Origin of the sequence: Shinella sp. S4-D37 (genome assembly GCF_040812195.1) — a bacterium.
In the GTDB taxonomy this organism is placed as follows: Bacteria; Pseudomonadota; Alphaproteobacteria; order Rhizobiales; family Rhizobiaceae; genus Shinella.
In genome coordinates this window covers 3432354-3446165 of sequence record NZ_JBFNXL010000005.1, presented here as the reverse complement: position 1 = coordinate 3446165, position 13812 = coordinate 3432354, and the positions used below count along the sequence as shown (strand labels likewise).

General features: G+C 58.3%; 10 protein-coding genes. 5 read left to right on the top strand and 5 right to left on the bottom strand.

The features are described 5' to 3' along the window. The first annotated feature begins 23 nt into the window (after positions 1 to 23). The 4 genes from AB3G45_RS24355 (at position 24) to AB3G45_RS24340 (ending at position 5050) form a co-directional block, all read left to right on the top strand. Complete coding sequence (locus tag AB3G45_RS24355) at positions 24 to 1055, top strand: IS110 family transposase (RefSeq protein WP_367832328.1); 1032 nt, start codon at positions 24 to 26, stop codon at positions 1053 to 1055. A gap of 347 nt (positions 1056 to 1402) precedes the next feature. Next, entirely contained in the window at positions 1403 to 1744 is a 342-nt protein-coding gene (locus AB3G45_RS24350) for a hypothetical protein (RefSeq protein ID WP_367832983.1), read from the top strand. A 1266-nt stretch (positions 1745 to 3010) separates the two neighbouring features. Continuing rightward, the gene (locus AB3G45_RS24345; RefSeq protein ID WP_367832982.1) at positions 3011 to 3787 is read left to right on the top strand and encodes a hypothetical protein; all 777 of its coding nucleotides are present in this window, start codon (positions 3011 to 3013) and stop codon (positions 3785 to 3787) included. 129 nt (positions 3788 to 3916) lie between these two features. Then, positions 3917 to 5050, top strand: coding sequence for a hypothetical protein (locus tag AB3G45_RS24340; protein ID WP_367832981.1), 1134 nt, complete (start codon positions 3917 to 3919; stop codon positions 5048 to 5050). Positions 5051 to 5058: 8 nt separating this feature from the next. On the opposite strand, the gene AB3G45_RS24335 is transcribed toward AB3G45_RS24340, so the two are convergent. Beyond that, positions 5059 to 6243: an IS110 family transposase gene (locus AB3G45_RS24335; protein WP_367829219.1), complete on the bottom strand. Its 1185-nt coding sequence runs from the start codon at positions 6241 to 6243 to the stop codon at positions 5059 to 5061. Between the two features lie 245 nt (positions 6244 to 6488). Here AB3G45_RS24335 and AB3G45_RS24330 point away from each other — a divergent pair, with 245 nt between their 5' ends. Beyond that, positions 6489 to 6773: a hypothetical protein gene (locus AB3G45_RS24330; RefSeq protein ID WP_367832980.1), complete on the top strand. Its 285-nt coding sequence runs from the start codon at positions 6489 to 6491 to the stop codon at positions 6771 to 6773. A gap of 302 nt (positions 6774 to 7075) precedes the next feature. Here AB3G45_RS24330 and AB3G45_RS24325 read toward each other — a convergent pair whose 3' ends face one another. The 4 genes from AB3G45_RS24325 to AB3G45_RS24310 all read right to left on the bottom strand — a co-directional run bounded on the left by AB3G45_RS24325 (position 7076) and on the right by AB3G45_RS24310 (position 13779). Next, positions 7076 to 8476, bottom strand: coding sequence for a WD40 repeat domain-containing protein (locus tag AB3G45_RS24325; protein ID WP_367832979.1), 1401 nt, complete (start codon positions 8474 to 8476; stop codon positions 7076 to 7078). Then, complete coding sequence (locus tag AB3G45_RS24320) at positions 8473 to 9822, bottom strand: WD40 repeat domain-containing protein (RefSeq protein ID WP_367832978.1); 1350 nt, start codon at positions 9820 to 9822, stop codon at positions 8473 to 8475. The genes AB3G45_RS24325 and AB3G45_RS24320 overlap by 4 nt, the downstream gene beginning before the upstream one ends. Positions 9823 to 9835: 13 nt before the next feature. Continuing rightward, complete coding sequence (locus tag AB3G45_RS24315; protein WP_133036877.1) at positions 9836 to 10924, bottom strand: hypothetical protein; 1089 nt, start codon at positions 10922 to 10924, stop codon at positions 9836 to 9838. 83 nt (positions 10925 to 11007) lie between these two features. Further along, positions 11008 to 13779 (bottom strand): hypothetical protein, encoded by a 2772-nt coding sequence (locus AB3G45_RS24310; protein WP_133036878.1) that lies wholly within the window; start codon positions 13777 to 13779, stop codon positions 11008 to 11010. Positions 13780 to 13812: the final 33 nt, after the last annotated feature.

The window sequence follows — 13812 nt, the reverse complement described above, 5'->3', positions numbered from 1 at the left end:
CACAAGATAGAAGGGACCGTTCCATGGAAAAGATTACCATAGTCGGACTGGATTTGGCCAAGTCCATCTTTCAGGTTCATGCCATTACGGAAGATGGACATGTCGCTGTCCGACGTGCTTTGCGGCGATCACAGGTCTTGGAGTTCTTTCGCCAAATCTCACCATGCCTTGTCGGAATGGAAGCATGCGGGAGCGCCCACTACTGGGCCAACGCGATTGGTGAATTGGGTCATACTGTGCGGTTGATGCCGCCCGCCTATGTGAAGCCCTACGTCAAACGCAACAAGACCGACGCGGCTGATGCTGAGGCAATCTGCGAGGCGGTCACGCGGCCAACAATGCGCTTTGTGCCCGTCAAATCACCTGAGGAGCAGGCTGCAAGCATGGTCTTGAAAACGCGAGAGCTATTCGTGCGTCAGCGAAGCCAGACTGCAAACGCCATGCGTGCCCATATGGCTGAGCTTGGGGTTGTCGCTGCCACCGGAATGACAAGCATTGCCAAACTCATTGCCATTTTGCGCGACGATCGTGACGGCCGTCTGCCAAACTCGGCCAGGGTAGCGCTCCTTGAAATGGCCGAGCAAATAGAAAAGCTGACGGCCAGGATCGAGGCGCTCGACGCCAAGATTATCGCGGCCGTGAAAACCGATGAAGCGGCTCGTCGGCTGACTACCATCCCCGGCGTAGGGCCAATCATCGCGGCAAGCGTTCGCGCCGCTGTCCATGATCCCGAAGCCTTCCGCACAGGGCGAGATTTGGCGGCCTGGATCGGCATTACACCAAGGGCGAATTCCAGCGGAGGAAAGGAGCGGCTGGGTAAGATCTCAAAGCAAGGTAATAAGCAGTTGCGCACCTTACTCATCGTGGGGGCAACCTCGGTCCTGAAGCAGGCTCGCCGTGGGGTCAAGCTGCCAGCCTGGGTCGTTTCGTTACTGGCGCGCAAAGCGTACAAAGTTGCTGCTGTCGCTTTGGCGAATAAGATCGCGCGCACGATATGGGCGCTTCTCGTCAAGGGCGGCACCTACCAAGCGCCGGGAAGCATGACCAGAGTATAGGACAGGAGAGGCTCCGGCGGTTCGCCGTCGGATCAAGCAAGGTGCCAAATGAGTGATGAACCCGAGGGGCGACACCTCGATACCGATCAGACCGTCTGACGCAATGCGCTTCGAGCGCGTGAAAGTGATTAGGCGATCGGCATCGCGGATATCATCGTGGCCAGCGGCTATGACCGCGCTGACAGGCCGGACATATGACTGCACCGTCCGACGGGGATTTACGCAGAAACCATCTTGCTAATCGGGCCGTTCCACATATGCGTCAGAGCCCCGTTTCGATGCCGATTGACACCAAGAGCGGGTCTGTCGGGTGTCGGCCTGTTCTCCGACAGCGAAAGGAACCAGAAGTGGTTACGTACTCTACCAAAGTTGATCGCCCTTATCGCGATCCCAATCCGAGCAATGTGAAACCCAAGCCCAAGCCCTCGGGCTGGCACCCGGGCGAGGAGAAGTTCGGGGTCTGGCGCATGGACTGGACCAAAGCCTGGACGCGCGACCCCAACGCGGTCCGTGCCTACGTCGTGTACGGTATCACGGACTGGCACAAAGGGCCTCGCGCGCGGAAGGCCTATCTCGCCCGCCATTTCTCGCTTGCACTGATCGAGCGCGACGGAAAGATGACGGCCAAAGCGCGCGTCGAGCTGGATCGCCACCAGGTCATCGAAGCTGTCGGAATCGATCCGAAGTAGTGCGTTTATCTGGATGTGGACCTCTCCACGCCCGAGGAGGACGAAGAGCTTCGCTCTGTCGCCCGCTATGTGCTCCGCCTCGCTGTCTGGGCATCGAAGCGAGTCGGCGAAGGTCTCGAGCAGTATCTCGAGGACCTTGTCGCCCAGCAGACGGCTGAAAACTGGTTCGGTCGCCAGCCTCGTAAACTCTCCTACTTCGCCGACGATGTTGACTAAACTCAAGACCCCGACGGGCTTCACCACCGTCGGGGTCTTGCATTGACACTTTCGCCGACCGTAGCCATATTGATATCGGAATACATTGAGCCGAGACGTATTCTTCCTGGAAGGGCGCGGGGTTTCAAATATAGACCGCGCCCTTTTCCATATCCGGATTCCGATGCAGAAATAATTTCCTCATCCGCTTGTCGCTTTCCGCTGGCCGCCGAAGCCTTTCCCTAAAGGACTCGTTGGGGAACGACGTTAGCGAAAAAGAAGAAACAGATAAGGACTGTCGAAAAACGTGATCGGGGAACACCCGAGACACGTCGATACTTGTCGCCCGGTCCCCTCCTGACATCCAACATGGTTCCGCACCGTTTCCGTGCAGCTCTCGAAATCCGCGCCGCGCTCGAGGACGGATTGTCGGCGCCTTTGGAAGGGCTTGGCGACTGGGGGAGAACGATCCGCGAGGGCTGGGCGATTTCGGAACGAGCCGCCAGACGGCGGTCTTGCGTTCGGTGCCGCCGCGGGCGTTTTCGTTTTTGCAAATGGGCTTGGCAAAAACTGTTGAAGCGTCTGACGCGGGGGCACGGACTTTGAGAACGGCAACTTTGTTGACGGCCCTGATGCGCCGTCGCAACCGCGTCTGATTTCAGGTTAGTGCGCCGGCCGGCACGCCGGAAGAGGTGCAGCCCTTCAAGAGTCCCAGGCGTTGAGACTCTTGTGATGCTCGACGTCTTCTCGTGCGTGCACGCGCGAGTGCTACTCTCCGCCGTCGGCGATATCCGGAAATTCAAGAACTCACGTCGGCGTAATTCAAGACGCCGTTTTGAAGTACATCTCGCGAGTTCTTGAATAAATCCTCCGTCTTTCAGAGAAAAGTTTTTTTACAATTTTAATGATCTCGGGCGTTAAAAGTATGAAATTTAGAGGCAATGCATTTTTTTGCTTTTACCCTCTTGTCTCAATGCTTGTTACCGCCCATCCTTTGTACATGAGCAACAACAAACCCCGCTCATCACCGGTCTGAAACCCCGGTGCAACACTAGAAACAGGAAAAAAGAAATGGCTAAGTACGTAAATCCCAACAACCCGATCTCTCTGGCGAAGTACGAGCGACCGGTCGTCGACCGGTCGAGCCTGGTTGTCGTGAAGTTCCCGCCGAAGGCGCCGTTGTCGGCAAAAGCCGCCGAGGCACTCAAATCATGGGGACAGGGAGCTGACGCTCTCGCCGACGCGCTGGCTCTCACAGAAGGAGCGGTGGAGCGGATGTATCGCACCGCGACGCTGCTCATGTATCTGTCAGCGATGAACTACGAGGTCGAGACAGGCCGCCGCCTCAACACCGAGGCAGCAATCGATGCCGCGTTCGACAGCCCGGCGATCAACTTCGGCGGCTGGATGCGCATCGGCAACAAGAACCAGGTCGTCCGTGCCTGCGAGCACTTCGTGAACCCCGACAGCCCGATATCGCTGAAGAAGGACGATCTACCGACGATCTCGCTGGCGAAGACACCGACCGCACGGTCGAAGTCTCCGGCCGAGGCACTTGCCTGGTTCTTCGACTGCATCGACCATCTTCATGCCAACCTGGCCCGCACCGACGACAACGCAGTCGCTGCGCTCTACGTCGCCGTTCTCCGCATCTACCTGGCGGCCAACGACTACGAAATTCTCTCTGGCAACAAGCTCACGCCGGAAGCCGCAGTCCAGGCAGCGTTCGCGAACCGCGAGATCAACGTCGGGTGCTGGAGACGCGACGGCAATCACATCAGCCAGGATTTCGCGGCCTACGTTTTCGGCTGGTACGACGACGAGGAGGAAGAAGCGGCTGTCGCTTAAGCCGCCTGATGATGGCCCCTGGCAAGGGCCGAAACCGGGGAAACCCGGTGGCGGTAGCCAACGCTCAAACACCGCTATCGGCCTGAAACCCCGATGCAGAGCAGCAGAAACAGATGAAAGGGATCAAAAATGTTTCAGCTTAAAGACAGTACCGTTCACGTCGAAAACCCGAGCTACTCGCTGAAGCTGGTTGAGAATGGCAAGTTCTTCAACCTCTTCCATGTCCACACTGATTTTTTGAAGGGTCAGGAGTTTGCAGCCTGGTCGCCGGCGCTTGAGAAATCCGTTGTCGATGCGGTGGAAGACGCAGAATACGGTGATACATACGAAGCGAAGTATGTCGGCTTCAATCCCGCGTACGACCGCAGCATCGACGGAAGCCGTGTCTTCAGCGTTTACAATATTAACAATGACAGTGGCGAAGAGCAGTTCATCGGCAAGGTGCGGGTTGATAACATCACCGAGAAGTACCAGGAGGCTGTCGAGGAGCTTAAGGAAGTTGCTCAGACTGCTACGCATCCGGACGATTTTGAGAACGTTTTCGAAGAGCTTCTGGCGCGTACTCGTCATCTGGCGGTCCTCGACGCGAATGTCGACGGCATTGAGGTCGCAACCAGCGATGCGCTCGATGGGTCGGGTTGGGAACTCTTCTGGGAGAGCGGCATGTACCAGTTCCGTCGGGTGCTGGCCCCGCTCGCCGAACGCATCTCAATCGTAAACGCCAAGTTCGTTGCCGACGACGGCGTACACATCGCGTTCGATGTTGCTCTCGATGGCAAGGTTGTTTGCAGCACGCTCGAGTGGCTCGACGGCGACTTGAACCTGGTCCGCGAGGAATGTCACATTGACGCGAACCCGGATCACGAAAGCGCCGTGGCTCGCGCCCTGGGCGACGACGCAGATGAGTACGACGAGCGGAGCGAGGACTGCAGAAGGGGTCTCCTCGGCGACATCCACGACATCGTCTGGCGCAAACTCGTTGACGCGCATGCCGCGCTGAAGGCGAGCATGCTCCCGGAATTGGAGGACTGGTGGTACATCGCCACGCCGCATGCCATCGGCGACGGAATGTATGCCTGGGGCTCAGAAGCGCAGGCCGCCGCATATTGCGACTTGCTCGACAAGCGAAAGAACGATGAGTTTGGTTTGTATTTTCACAAACCCGTTTCGCTCGTCGAGGCCCTGACCCTGCTGCGCAACAAGGAGGGTTTCGATCTCGACGACGCTATCGCCGAGCTGAAAGCCGCCGAGGAGGCAGCCTAATGGTTTCGTCAAGCTGCATTTTTGAAGTTAGCGGTGAATGGGTTTCTTGTTTGGAGGATTGCCCATACGACGTTTACGCGTCGTCTCGCGAGGGCGATGACGGCTTGATTGTGACGTTTCCCCTCGGCGCGTTTTCGGTCGTAAAAGGCTCGGCTTTCCGGATCTGCGAGCGCGTTGAAGGCGGACTGGAAGAAGACGCGCTTGAGGTTCTTGTTACCGCCTGTGGAGCGTCGGATGGCTCTGGATTTGCCGGACTGACGCAGGACGGGCGTGAGACCGGCTGCGGCGGCCAACGCATCGGCCGATTGGAAGCGGTGGCCAGAACCGACACAAGCGATGAAGTCTGCCGTCAGCACGGCCCCCATCCCCGGCAGGCTGCGGATGAGGGCCGCATCAGGGTGGCTTTCGAGAAGGGTTTCGAGATCGGCGTCGATGCGGTCGCGCTGGGCCCGGGCAGCCAGAGCTTCGGCGGCGAGATCCTTGACCAGCCTGGCTCGGGTTTGCGCGCCGGGCACGTCGATGGCTTGAGCCTTGGCCAGAGCAACGACATCCTGGGACATGGTCTGGGCATCCCGCATGCGGGGATAGACCTTCGTCAGCGAGCGGACGAGATGATGAGGCTTGGCGCTGCGCAGCTCGTGCGGAGCGGCGAACAAGCTCAGGAAGACGAGGCCGGCCTTGGTCTTCACGTCGATGCGCCTTTCCAGCGCCGGAAAGAGCGAGGACAACAGATCGCGCAGGCGCGCAAGGCGTCGGGTCTGATCGACGACGACTTCGCGGCGCCGGCCGACGAGCAGGCGGATGTCTACATCGATCTCGGTCTCAGTCTCGACCGGCCGCAGATCGGCGCGGGTTCGTGCGAGATCGGCGATTGTCGCGGCATCGCGAGGATCGGACTTGTTCTCACCGCCGCGCATACCCTGCCGCGCACGGTTGACCGCAAGGCCAGGCGTGTGAACGATACGCATGCTGTCTTCGGCCAGCATCGCGCAGAGCAGCGTGGCACAACCGCCCAGCAAGTCGAGGGCGACGGTTATGCTTTCGGCTTCCAGCGCCGACAGTTCGCCGATCAGTGCTGCGATCCCTTCCGGATCGTTTCTGACGGCATGGCTGAAGATGGGCTTTGCGTCCGCGCTGATCACGCAGGCCCAATGAATGTCCTTGGCGGCATCGATGCCGACGTAGAAGTGCATGGCTTCCTCCCTGAAGTGTCCTCCTTTAAGCGGCAACCTTCCCACGTCCTCGCCCTACACAGCGATGATCCGCAGAGCCTAATCAGCGGTCGGGTCAGGTGTGGAGACCGGGCGGATCTGCCTCCCGAACCATGGAGGGCGGCCAGCATGATAGCCATACCCGGTCTCCTGCCTTCCAACATACTCGGCCTTAAAAGCCGTGCCGGAAAGGCAGATGTTGAAACGCACTTCATTGGTAGGGCTGCATGACCGTCGACCGGCACACATTCTACCGGCACGCCGACGGCCGTCCGATGACCTCTCAGGAGCAGTTCGTGCTGCTCCTCGAGATCGGCAACCTCGACTACAACGCAGCGGCCGAGATCACCAGGGTCTCCCCGGCAACAATCTTGACCTATCGAAAACCGTCGATGAAATCCCGGCAGGTCTCGCAGGCGATCCTACGGCCGCTCGAGAAGCATGTGTTCGACCGGCTCACGGAAATCGCGGGCCGCGCCGGATACGACCTGAAGCCGAAGAAGGTAGCGTGACATGGCCATGTTCGAACACATTGCGGAGAATGTCGCTCTCGAGAATGTCAGGCTCGTCCTCGGGCCTGGCGCGGAGCGCCGGATAACCGGATAATTCCAAGGCCGCAACTCATCGATCCTTCTCTGCTTGTGGCCGTCGACGATGGCGGTGGGCGTGGCGGTCAGTGGCGATGAACCTCACGTCGGTCCCTCCGCGTCGTGAGAACCTCCAACGTAGTCTCCATGGAGAAACTCCCTTTGTCGTCCATGGAAAGCCCATCACAGATCAGGTGACGGCGGACAATGTGGGGGAAGAACACCGGTTAGCGGAGACGCTCGGCGTCCACGACGTTGCGAGTGTCCGATGGCAGAGTTTCGAGCGCCGCCTGTGCCAAGGCAGTTCCGGTCGGGATGCTTTCCCACAACAGGTGCCCGCCATAGGCAGAGTAGAGATGAAAGTCGCCTGTGGGCTGCCGGGTGGTTCTTTCCGAATAGGCATAAGGCAACGTCATGGAAAATGACTGTGGCGCATGCGGATGATCTGGCAGCCATTCAAGCGTGGCGAGGTCAAAAAACTGGAAGGTCCAGCGCCCTTGCTCTCCATGAACCGCCAACTGCGACGAATCCACATTGAATGCATCCACGCTCCATCCTCCCCGCGAAAACTCGTGAACCACTTCGCGGGTTTCCGCGTTGATCAGAACGTATCTGTGGCGTCCGTCATAGCCGCTGAGTGCAAACCACTTGAGATCGGGACTACAAGCATGGCTGAACAATGAATCCCAGACGCCGATCACCCCGGTCAGGTCGATTACTTGCTTTCTTCCATCGACGCTCAGTGTTTCAAAACGAAGTGTCCGCGTGCCATAAGCATCATCAGGATGACGCCGGCATATGGTCGTATCATCAATGAACTGTACTGATCCGGGTTTGTTTGGTCCCGGTCCTGCCACCTTATCGGACAGAACCTCAGTGAAATCACCCACAGCCCACATTCGGGTAACGAGAGCCGATTGAAGGGGAGCCACCGTCGCCGTCGCGGTCAAGAGCTTGCTGTCTGGCGAGAAACCAAGCTGGAACGGCATGAGCGGCTCGCCGTCTGGCGGTTGCCGTGTGACCGCTAATGTCGCGGCGAGTTGACCATCCCGGAGATCGTAGACCCGCACAGTTCCGTCAGGAACACTTACGGCGGCCCATTTGCTGTCATTGCTTATGACAATAAAGACGTGCGCGCGATGTATGTTCAGCACCGGATAATCGAGCCGGATCGGCATTTTGTTGCTCTGCGTTAAATCCCACAAATCGAGCCGCAGTACACCATCATTCTCGTACGATGTCGTTAGCGCCCGCGTGCGATCTGGCGCAACATAGTATCCAAGCTCGCTATCACCCTCGAATAGCTCCGTAGGTAAATGCGTGTCAAAGGATCGATAGGCGAAGTAGAGGGCAAGGTGCGCCTTGGCAAAACTCACCGATATGTCTTCATCGTCAGCCGCTTCGGGGATGCCCTTCAGTGCAGCTTCTATCGCCTCATATCTTTGTCCCTGATCGAGCAGCGCCTTTGATCGTTGTGCCCATACCTCCGACAGCATGATCGTTTGCCGGGGCCATGTTTCCGCCCGTGCTTGCACCGATATGCACGTGCTACAGAAGACCAGCAGGAATACAGCCATCAGACGAGATGACCTCAAAACAGAACGAAGGTTCTTTTTCGCCGCCATCATGGAATGCGCTCCGCATTCACGCTGTTTTGGAACTCAGGAGGCAGCATTTGAAATGCCTCGTCCATCAAGGCCCTCCCGATCGGAACCTCGTCCCACACACTCTTCATGCCAATGGCCAGGTAGTTAAGCGTGTCTCCCCAGCCAAGCTTTTCTCCTGTTTCCGTGTCAAACAGCAGAGGGAAATACGGCTTGTAATGAGCGGTCGCAAAGGGATGTTCGTAGCTGATTTCTTTTGTTTCCAAGTCCAGATATGCAATCCCTTCCATTTGAGCTATTGCAACAAGCGGCCTCTGCGGATGAAATGCAATGCCGCTCTGTTCAAAATTGTCCTTGCGCAGGACGATCTCTCCCGTCGCGGTGTCCACGACTTCCAGCGCTGGCAGCAATTTATCGTTTCCAAAACGCAGTACTGCCCATCGTCCATCGGGAGAGCAGTCGATGCTTTTGTAGGGAATACCTATATCGATCCGAACGGTCTCGCTGGATGCATAAAACGGGGAAAAGGAACCGGATATAGCATCCATGAAGCCAGCTTGCAGGTCGTCTGACACGCTCGCGCGCGCTGATCGCACGGCCAGGCACAGCCGGTCATCGTCCACGAAATGCGCAAACAGCGATTTGAAGTCGCGGGAACTGATGCTGTTTGCCGAAAACTCGGTATTGCTCATCAGAAGTTCAAGGTCGGGAAAAGACCACACCCGTATCTCTCCCTCGGCCCACGTCACCGTGGCCAACCTGGTGCCCGACGGGTTTAAGACCGCGTTGAGCATATTCATCGTGTCAGATCGGGGGGCACGGCCGGAAAGGGGTCTAACGCCGATCAGTTTGCCGTCGCGGACATCGTGCACCTGAAAATTAGAATCGTCTGCCTTGCTGATAAAATATCGGCTGTCATAGCTGAACAGCGACATCTCGAAGTCATAGCTTTTGACCCCATCCCGCAAGGTCGCCAGCGGCACACGTTTTTCGACATCCCATAGCTCCCACCTTTCCCGCGTGCCGTCTATGAGCGTTGCGATGACCGTTCGTTTCCGATCGGGCGATAGAGCGGCTCCAATCACGGTATCGCCGACAGGCAGGGCGAAATTGTTGGAACGCATGGCTGTGTAAAGTGCATCATGCGCCAGCTGAAACTGATGCATGCCCTCGTCGGACGTGCCTTCGGGAATTCCTTTGAGGGCTGCCGCAATGGCTTCGATCCGAAGCCCTTTCCCGGTTAGCTCACGGGCGGTGCCGGCCCAATATTCCGACAGCATCAGATCGGTCTCCGATCGCTGCGCGACCGCATCGATAGGAGCCAGCGCAAGCAGAACCAATGCCAGCCATTTCCATGCCAAACGTTTCATCTTGTCCTCGAGCCTAGTTGCAGGACACGCGAGTTGCGGGGCTGAATTCGATATGCTCGAACGCAGCGCGCGCGCCGCAATGATACTGTTTGCACGTCCAGTCCGGGTCCTTGAAGGTTACGCTTCCATTTTCATCAAGCACGATCGTAAGCTCGCACTGGCGGTCGTCATCGAGGCGGGCGCTGTATTGATATCCAATATCTGTGCGTGATGCGGTTCCCACAAGAGAGCAGATATGAGCATTTCCTTGTACCGACTCGATGTCGATATTGGCCGTGCCGTCGACATTGGGCCGGATTGCCAGTTCGGACATGCCGTTGCGATAGCAGGTTGACGCGGTCTGTGGCGGGGCTGCATCTGTACCACAAAGGCTGAACGTTCTTTGCCCCAGGCGGAAGGACGTCGGGGACAGGCGCACATATCTGCCGTTCACGGTGTCGGCTTGCCCCTCTCTGCCGCATTGGGCACGGAAGCGAACGTCGTCGCCCTCAACCCTGACATCACCCACTGTGCATTGCATTTCGTAGGCGTTGGTCAGGCTTGGGCCATCAATCACCCTCACCATGGTGCCGAGCATGTCGCCGTGGCGTTCGAGCATCTCCTGTTCGCTCAGGCCGCACAGGGCCTTGTCGGTGACGTACCGCCCGTCTGGAAACGGAAAAACATTCGATCTGGAGGTTGAATCGGTGTCGCCGTTTGACACTTCACCCGAACAAAGACCCATTCTGACCTGATAGGGCCGCGCAGGATCAAGGTTGTTAATCGAAAGACGCCGCCGGCCGTTGCTATCTTCTACATGCCATTCTTGCCGCGACTCCCACGACGAATCCTCCTGTTCGCAGCGCGCGTCGATACGAAGGCTCTGCGCGCCAGTGACGGATATCGCCGTGGGCCAGCAGATACCTTCGTGGAAATCTACCCGTTCGGCAGATATGGTCTGGCGCATGTCGGCGTCCTTGGGAAGGCAGGTCGGAGCCATTCCGGGTTCCGCGGGTTGCCAGACACCGTGAAATGCTGCCGGTATCGTCGTTTCCGAAGCGCTTGCAACCGATATGGAGACCATGAATGCGATGGCCGCGATGCCGAGCGAAGTCCTTGTCATGATCCCCCCAAAAGCCTCCTGGTTTGTTTGCTGAACCAGTTCCCGCCGGATTTTGTCGCCGACGGGTGCGCGGTTCCGTCTGCCTACCACACGACTCTCCACTGTGCGTCGCCCGTCGCGTTCATGCGCTCGAATTCCGCAGTTCTTACCTCGCCATTGTAGCCGCCGGGCAGGATAGTTCCCAGATAATCCCTGACGATGTCAGGTGATGCCGGGCCTGCATTGCCCGAATAGATTTCAACGTGCTGAAGGAAACGACAGATGTACTTCACTCCAGTCCGCAGCGTTTCGCAGCCGATCTTCTCGACCCTTACGAGGCGAGGCCTCAAGCCTCCCATGAACTCGTCACCGACAACGATCGGGAGGCAGTGAAGGGCCTCAAGCGGATTGTTGGCGTTGCCATTTCTGCAGGCGGCCTCTTTGGCTTTCTGGGCTTCAGCGGCAGCTTTGACCCTTCGATAGACGAAGCTGGCGATCTCGGCAGCCGACGGGCCCGATGCATCCTCGAACGCGCCGGCTCGGTCGACCACGACGATTGAGGCAATCGCTGCCTGCTCCCTGGCCTGCGCCAGCAGAGGCGCGAGTCCTGCGGGCTCATACTTGCCGAAAATGCCGAAAATCGCATTCTCCGTGGCAACGACCGGATCGTTGCTGGTTCGCGCCCTATCAAGCTCCGCGACCAGAAGGGCGCGTATTTGAGGGTCCGCCTGCAAAGCGTCACGACGTTCGCGAAGCTGGCCGAGGCGTTCACGTTCGTTGAGGGGCGAAACCGCTTCCTCAGCCTGCCCCATCATCGCGCCGACGTCACGGAAGATGGCATTTGCCCTGGTCAGGCTCTCAAGAGAGGTCGGCAAAGCCGTCATCTCGTGAAGCGCGCTGTCGAGCTGCGGCGAGATGATCTTCATGACCTTCTCACGCAGACGGGTGGTAATATTCGCATCTGGCGGGAGGATGAGACCACGAGCCTCCTTGGCGAGTTTCGCCAGGTGAACCAGGGAATCCGTTTCGTCCGGCAATGCGTCCATATCCTCGAACCGCACCAGAAAGGCGGCGTAGGCAACGGCGTTGCGTTTGGTCGAGATCGCCGCGCGGACTTCGTCAAGGCGCGATATCTCGAGTTCTGCCTTCCTCGCCTCTACTCCCTTTTCAATTGCATCGATGCGAGCGAGAGCATCCGGTTCATCCGGAAGAGCGGAAAGCTCGGCCACAACCTCTTCAGCCCACCCGCCGCTTTCCTGGTGATCGACCAGCATACCGACTGTCTTGTGGTAGTCGTCGCCTCTGAAAACATCCTCGACGGAGGCGCTCGGATAACGCGGCCAGCCCATCCGCGATGGGCAGGCAGTTCTCAGCCAGGTGAGAAACGTCCATCGCTCGTACGATTCCAGGAGACTGAAGGGCAGGCCGGCAAGGGGAACGAACTGTTCGTCGTATAGGATGGGAAGTATCCTCTGGCGCGCATCCCTTACCTGCATCCGCCCGAGGTTCTCACGGTCGGCTATGTCACTCATCCAGTTGCCGAGCAGTTCGCACTGCTGGTCGAGTGTCTGGGCTTCCACAAGAGTCCCGGTCATTGCATCGGAGAGCCTCAGGGGCGGCCCTTCTGTGGGATGGGAAAGGAGCCTGCTCTCCGGTGCAACCGCCTGCATGTGAAACAGCACGGGCTTGCCCGGGAAACGATAGCGTTCCACGAGGAGGCCTTCGTCGCTCCCGAACGGCGAAGCGACGATGTTTATCGGACCCGTTTTGGCGTAAGATCGACCTTCACTGCGATGCAGTTTGGACATGGAAAAGACGATCCGGCCATCACCATCGGTGAAAAGCGGACGCAACGTGATCCAGTAATTGTCCTGGCGCTCTGCCGACATCTCGGGAGGGGAAGCCAGCCTGAAGTATCCATAGGCCTGACCGTCGGCCTCACCGATCGTAAGGAGCGCCGCGTTTCCGGCAAAGGTCGGCCTGTACGACCATTCTTCGAAGAAACGTCTCTGATTGTTCGGGCCGTCCCCCGCATAATACCCGGCCCAGTCGCCGGTAAGCCATTCCTTGCCCGCGAGTGACGGTGTTTGTGCCGGTCCCTGTCTTTGTAGCTCAATCTTGTTGCAATTTGCGCCGCCGTCCGTCTTCCTGCCTGTCATGCGCTCGTCGGCGCCGAGGGAAAGTTCGAGAGCCTGATAGGTTTGTGCCAAGGCAAGATTGACCAGGTTCGCCTTGCCATCGACAATCCGGCCGCGAAGTTGCTGCGGACGGAAATCTTTTGGTTTCATGAACGCGATCACGGTGTCTTCTTCCTGAAGCACGTCCATTGAAATGATAAATTCGCGACGCTCGCCGATGCACCGGCCCGTCCAGTGTCCTTCAAACGGGCCGCCAAGGGAGGGCACGAACCGAGCAGCGGCGGCAGGCGTTTCCTCTTCGGCGCCCGGTCTTTTTGCGATCAGGTCGTGCGTGCCTGAATCAGGCCCGCAGGCATTCGCCGAGCCTTTAAGGCTGAGGCCATTCTCGTGCAGAATCGCTGAAATGGTCGCGGCGCGCCAACCGGCCGGCCTCTCCTGCCATGAACCGGGGATGATCGTCAGGCTACGCGTGCGCGGGGTATATCTGCCTGTGACGGCATGGGAACCGGATACATCACCCGACTGGAAGCGAAGGCTCCCCCGCAACAACGCACCATCGGCCTCCAGTTCGAGGTCGAAATTGACCTCATCACCCCGGCATGAGATTGATCCCTGCCACTGGCCGGCGACATCACTAACTCCGCTGTCGACGCTGGCGGATACAGGCGTTTGCGCAACCGCATGCGATGCAGCAACGGAGATGGCGAAGGCCATCGCAAGACTTTTGAATATTTTCAATTGAAATCCCTCCATATACCGACCGGCGCTCTC

Bases quoted from the DNA above. Each gene is read 5' to 3' on its own strand.
- AB3G45_RS24335 (WP_367829219.1), bottom strand. From the start codon at position 6,243: ATGCACTTCTACGTCGGCATCGATGCCGCCAAGGACATTCATTGGGCC.
- AB3G45_RS24355 (WP_367832328.1), top strand. From the start codon at position 24: ATGGAAAAGATTACCATAGTCGGACTGGATTTGGCCAAGTCCATCTTT.
- AB3G45_RS24320 (WP_367832978.1), bottom strand. From the start codon at position 9,822: ATGAAACGTTTGGCATGGAAATGGCTGGCATTGGTTCTGCTTGCGCTG.
- AB3G45_RS24330 (WP_367832980.1), top strand. From the start codon at position 6,489: ATGACCGTCGACCGGCACACATTCTACCGGCACGCCGACGGCCGTCCG.
- AB3G45_RS24315 (WP_133036877.1), bottom strand. From the start codon at position 10,924: ATGACAAGGACTTCGCTCGGCATCGCGGCCATCGCATTCATGGTCTCC.
- AB3G45_RS24340 (WP_367832981.1), top strand. From the start codon at position 3,917: ATGTTTCAGCTTAAAGACAGTACCGTTCACGTCGAAAACCCGAGCTAC.
- AB3G45_RS24345 (WP_367832982.1), top strand. From the start codon at position 3,011: ATGGCTAAGTACGTAAATCCCAACAACCCGATCTCTCTGGCGAAGTAC.
- AB3G45_RS24325 (WP_367832979.1), bottom strand. From the start codon at position 8,476: ATGATGGCGGCGAAAAAGAACCTTCGTTCTGTTTTGAGGTCATCTCGT.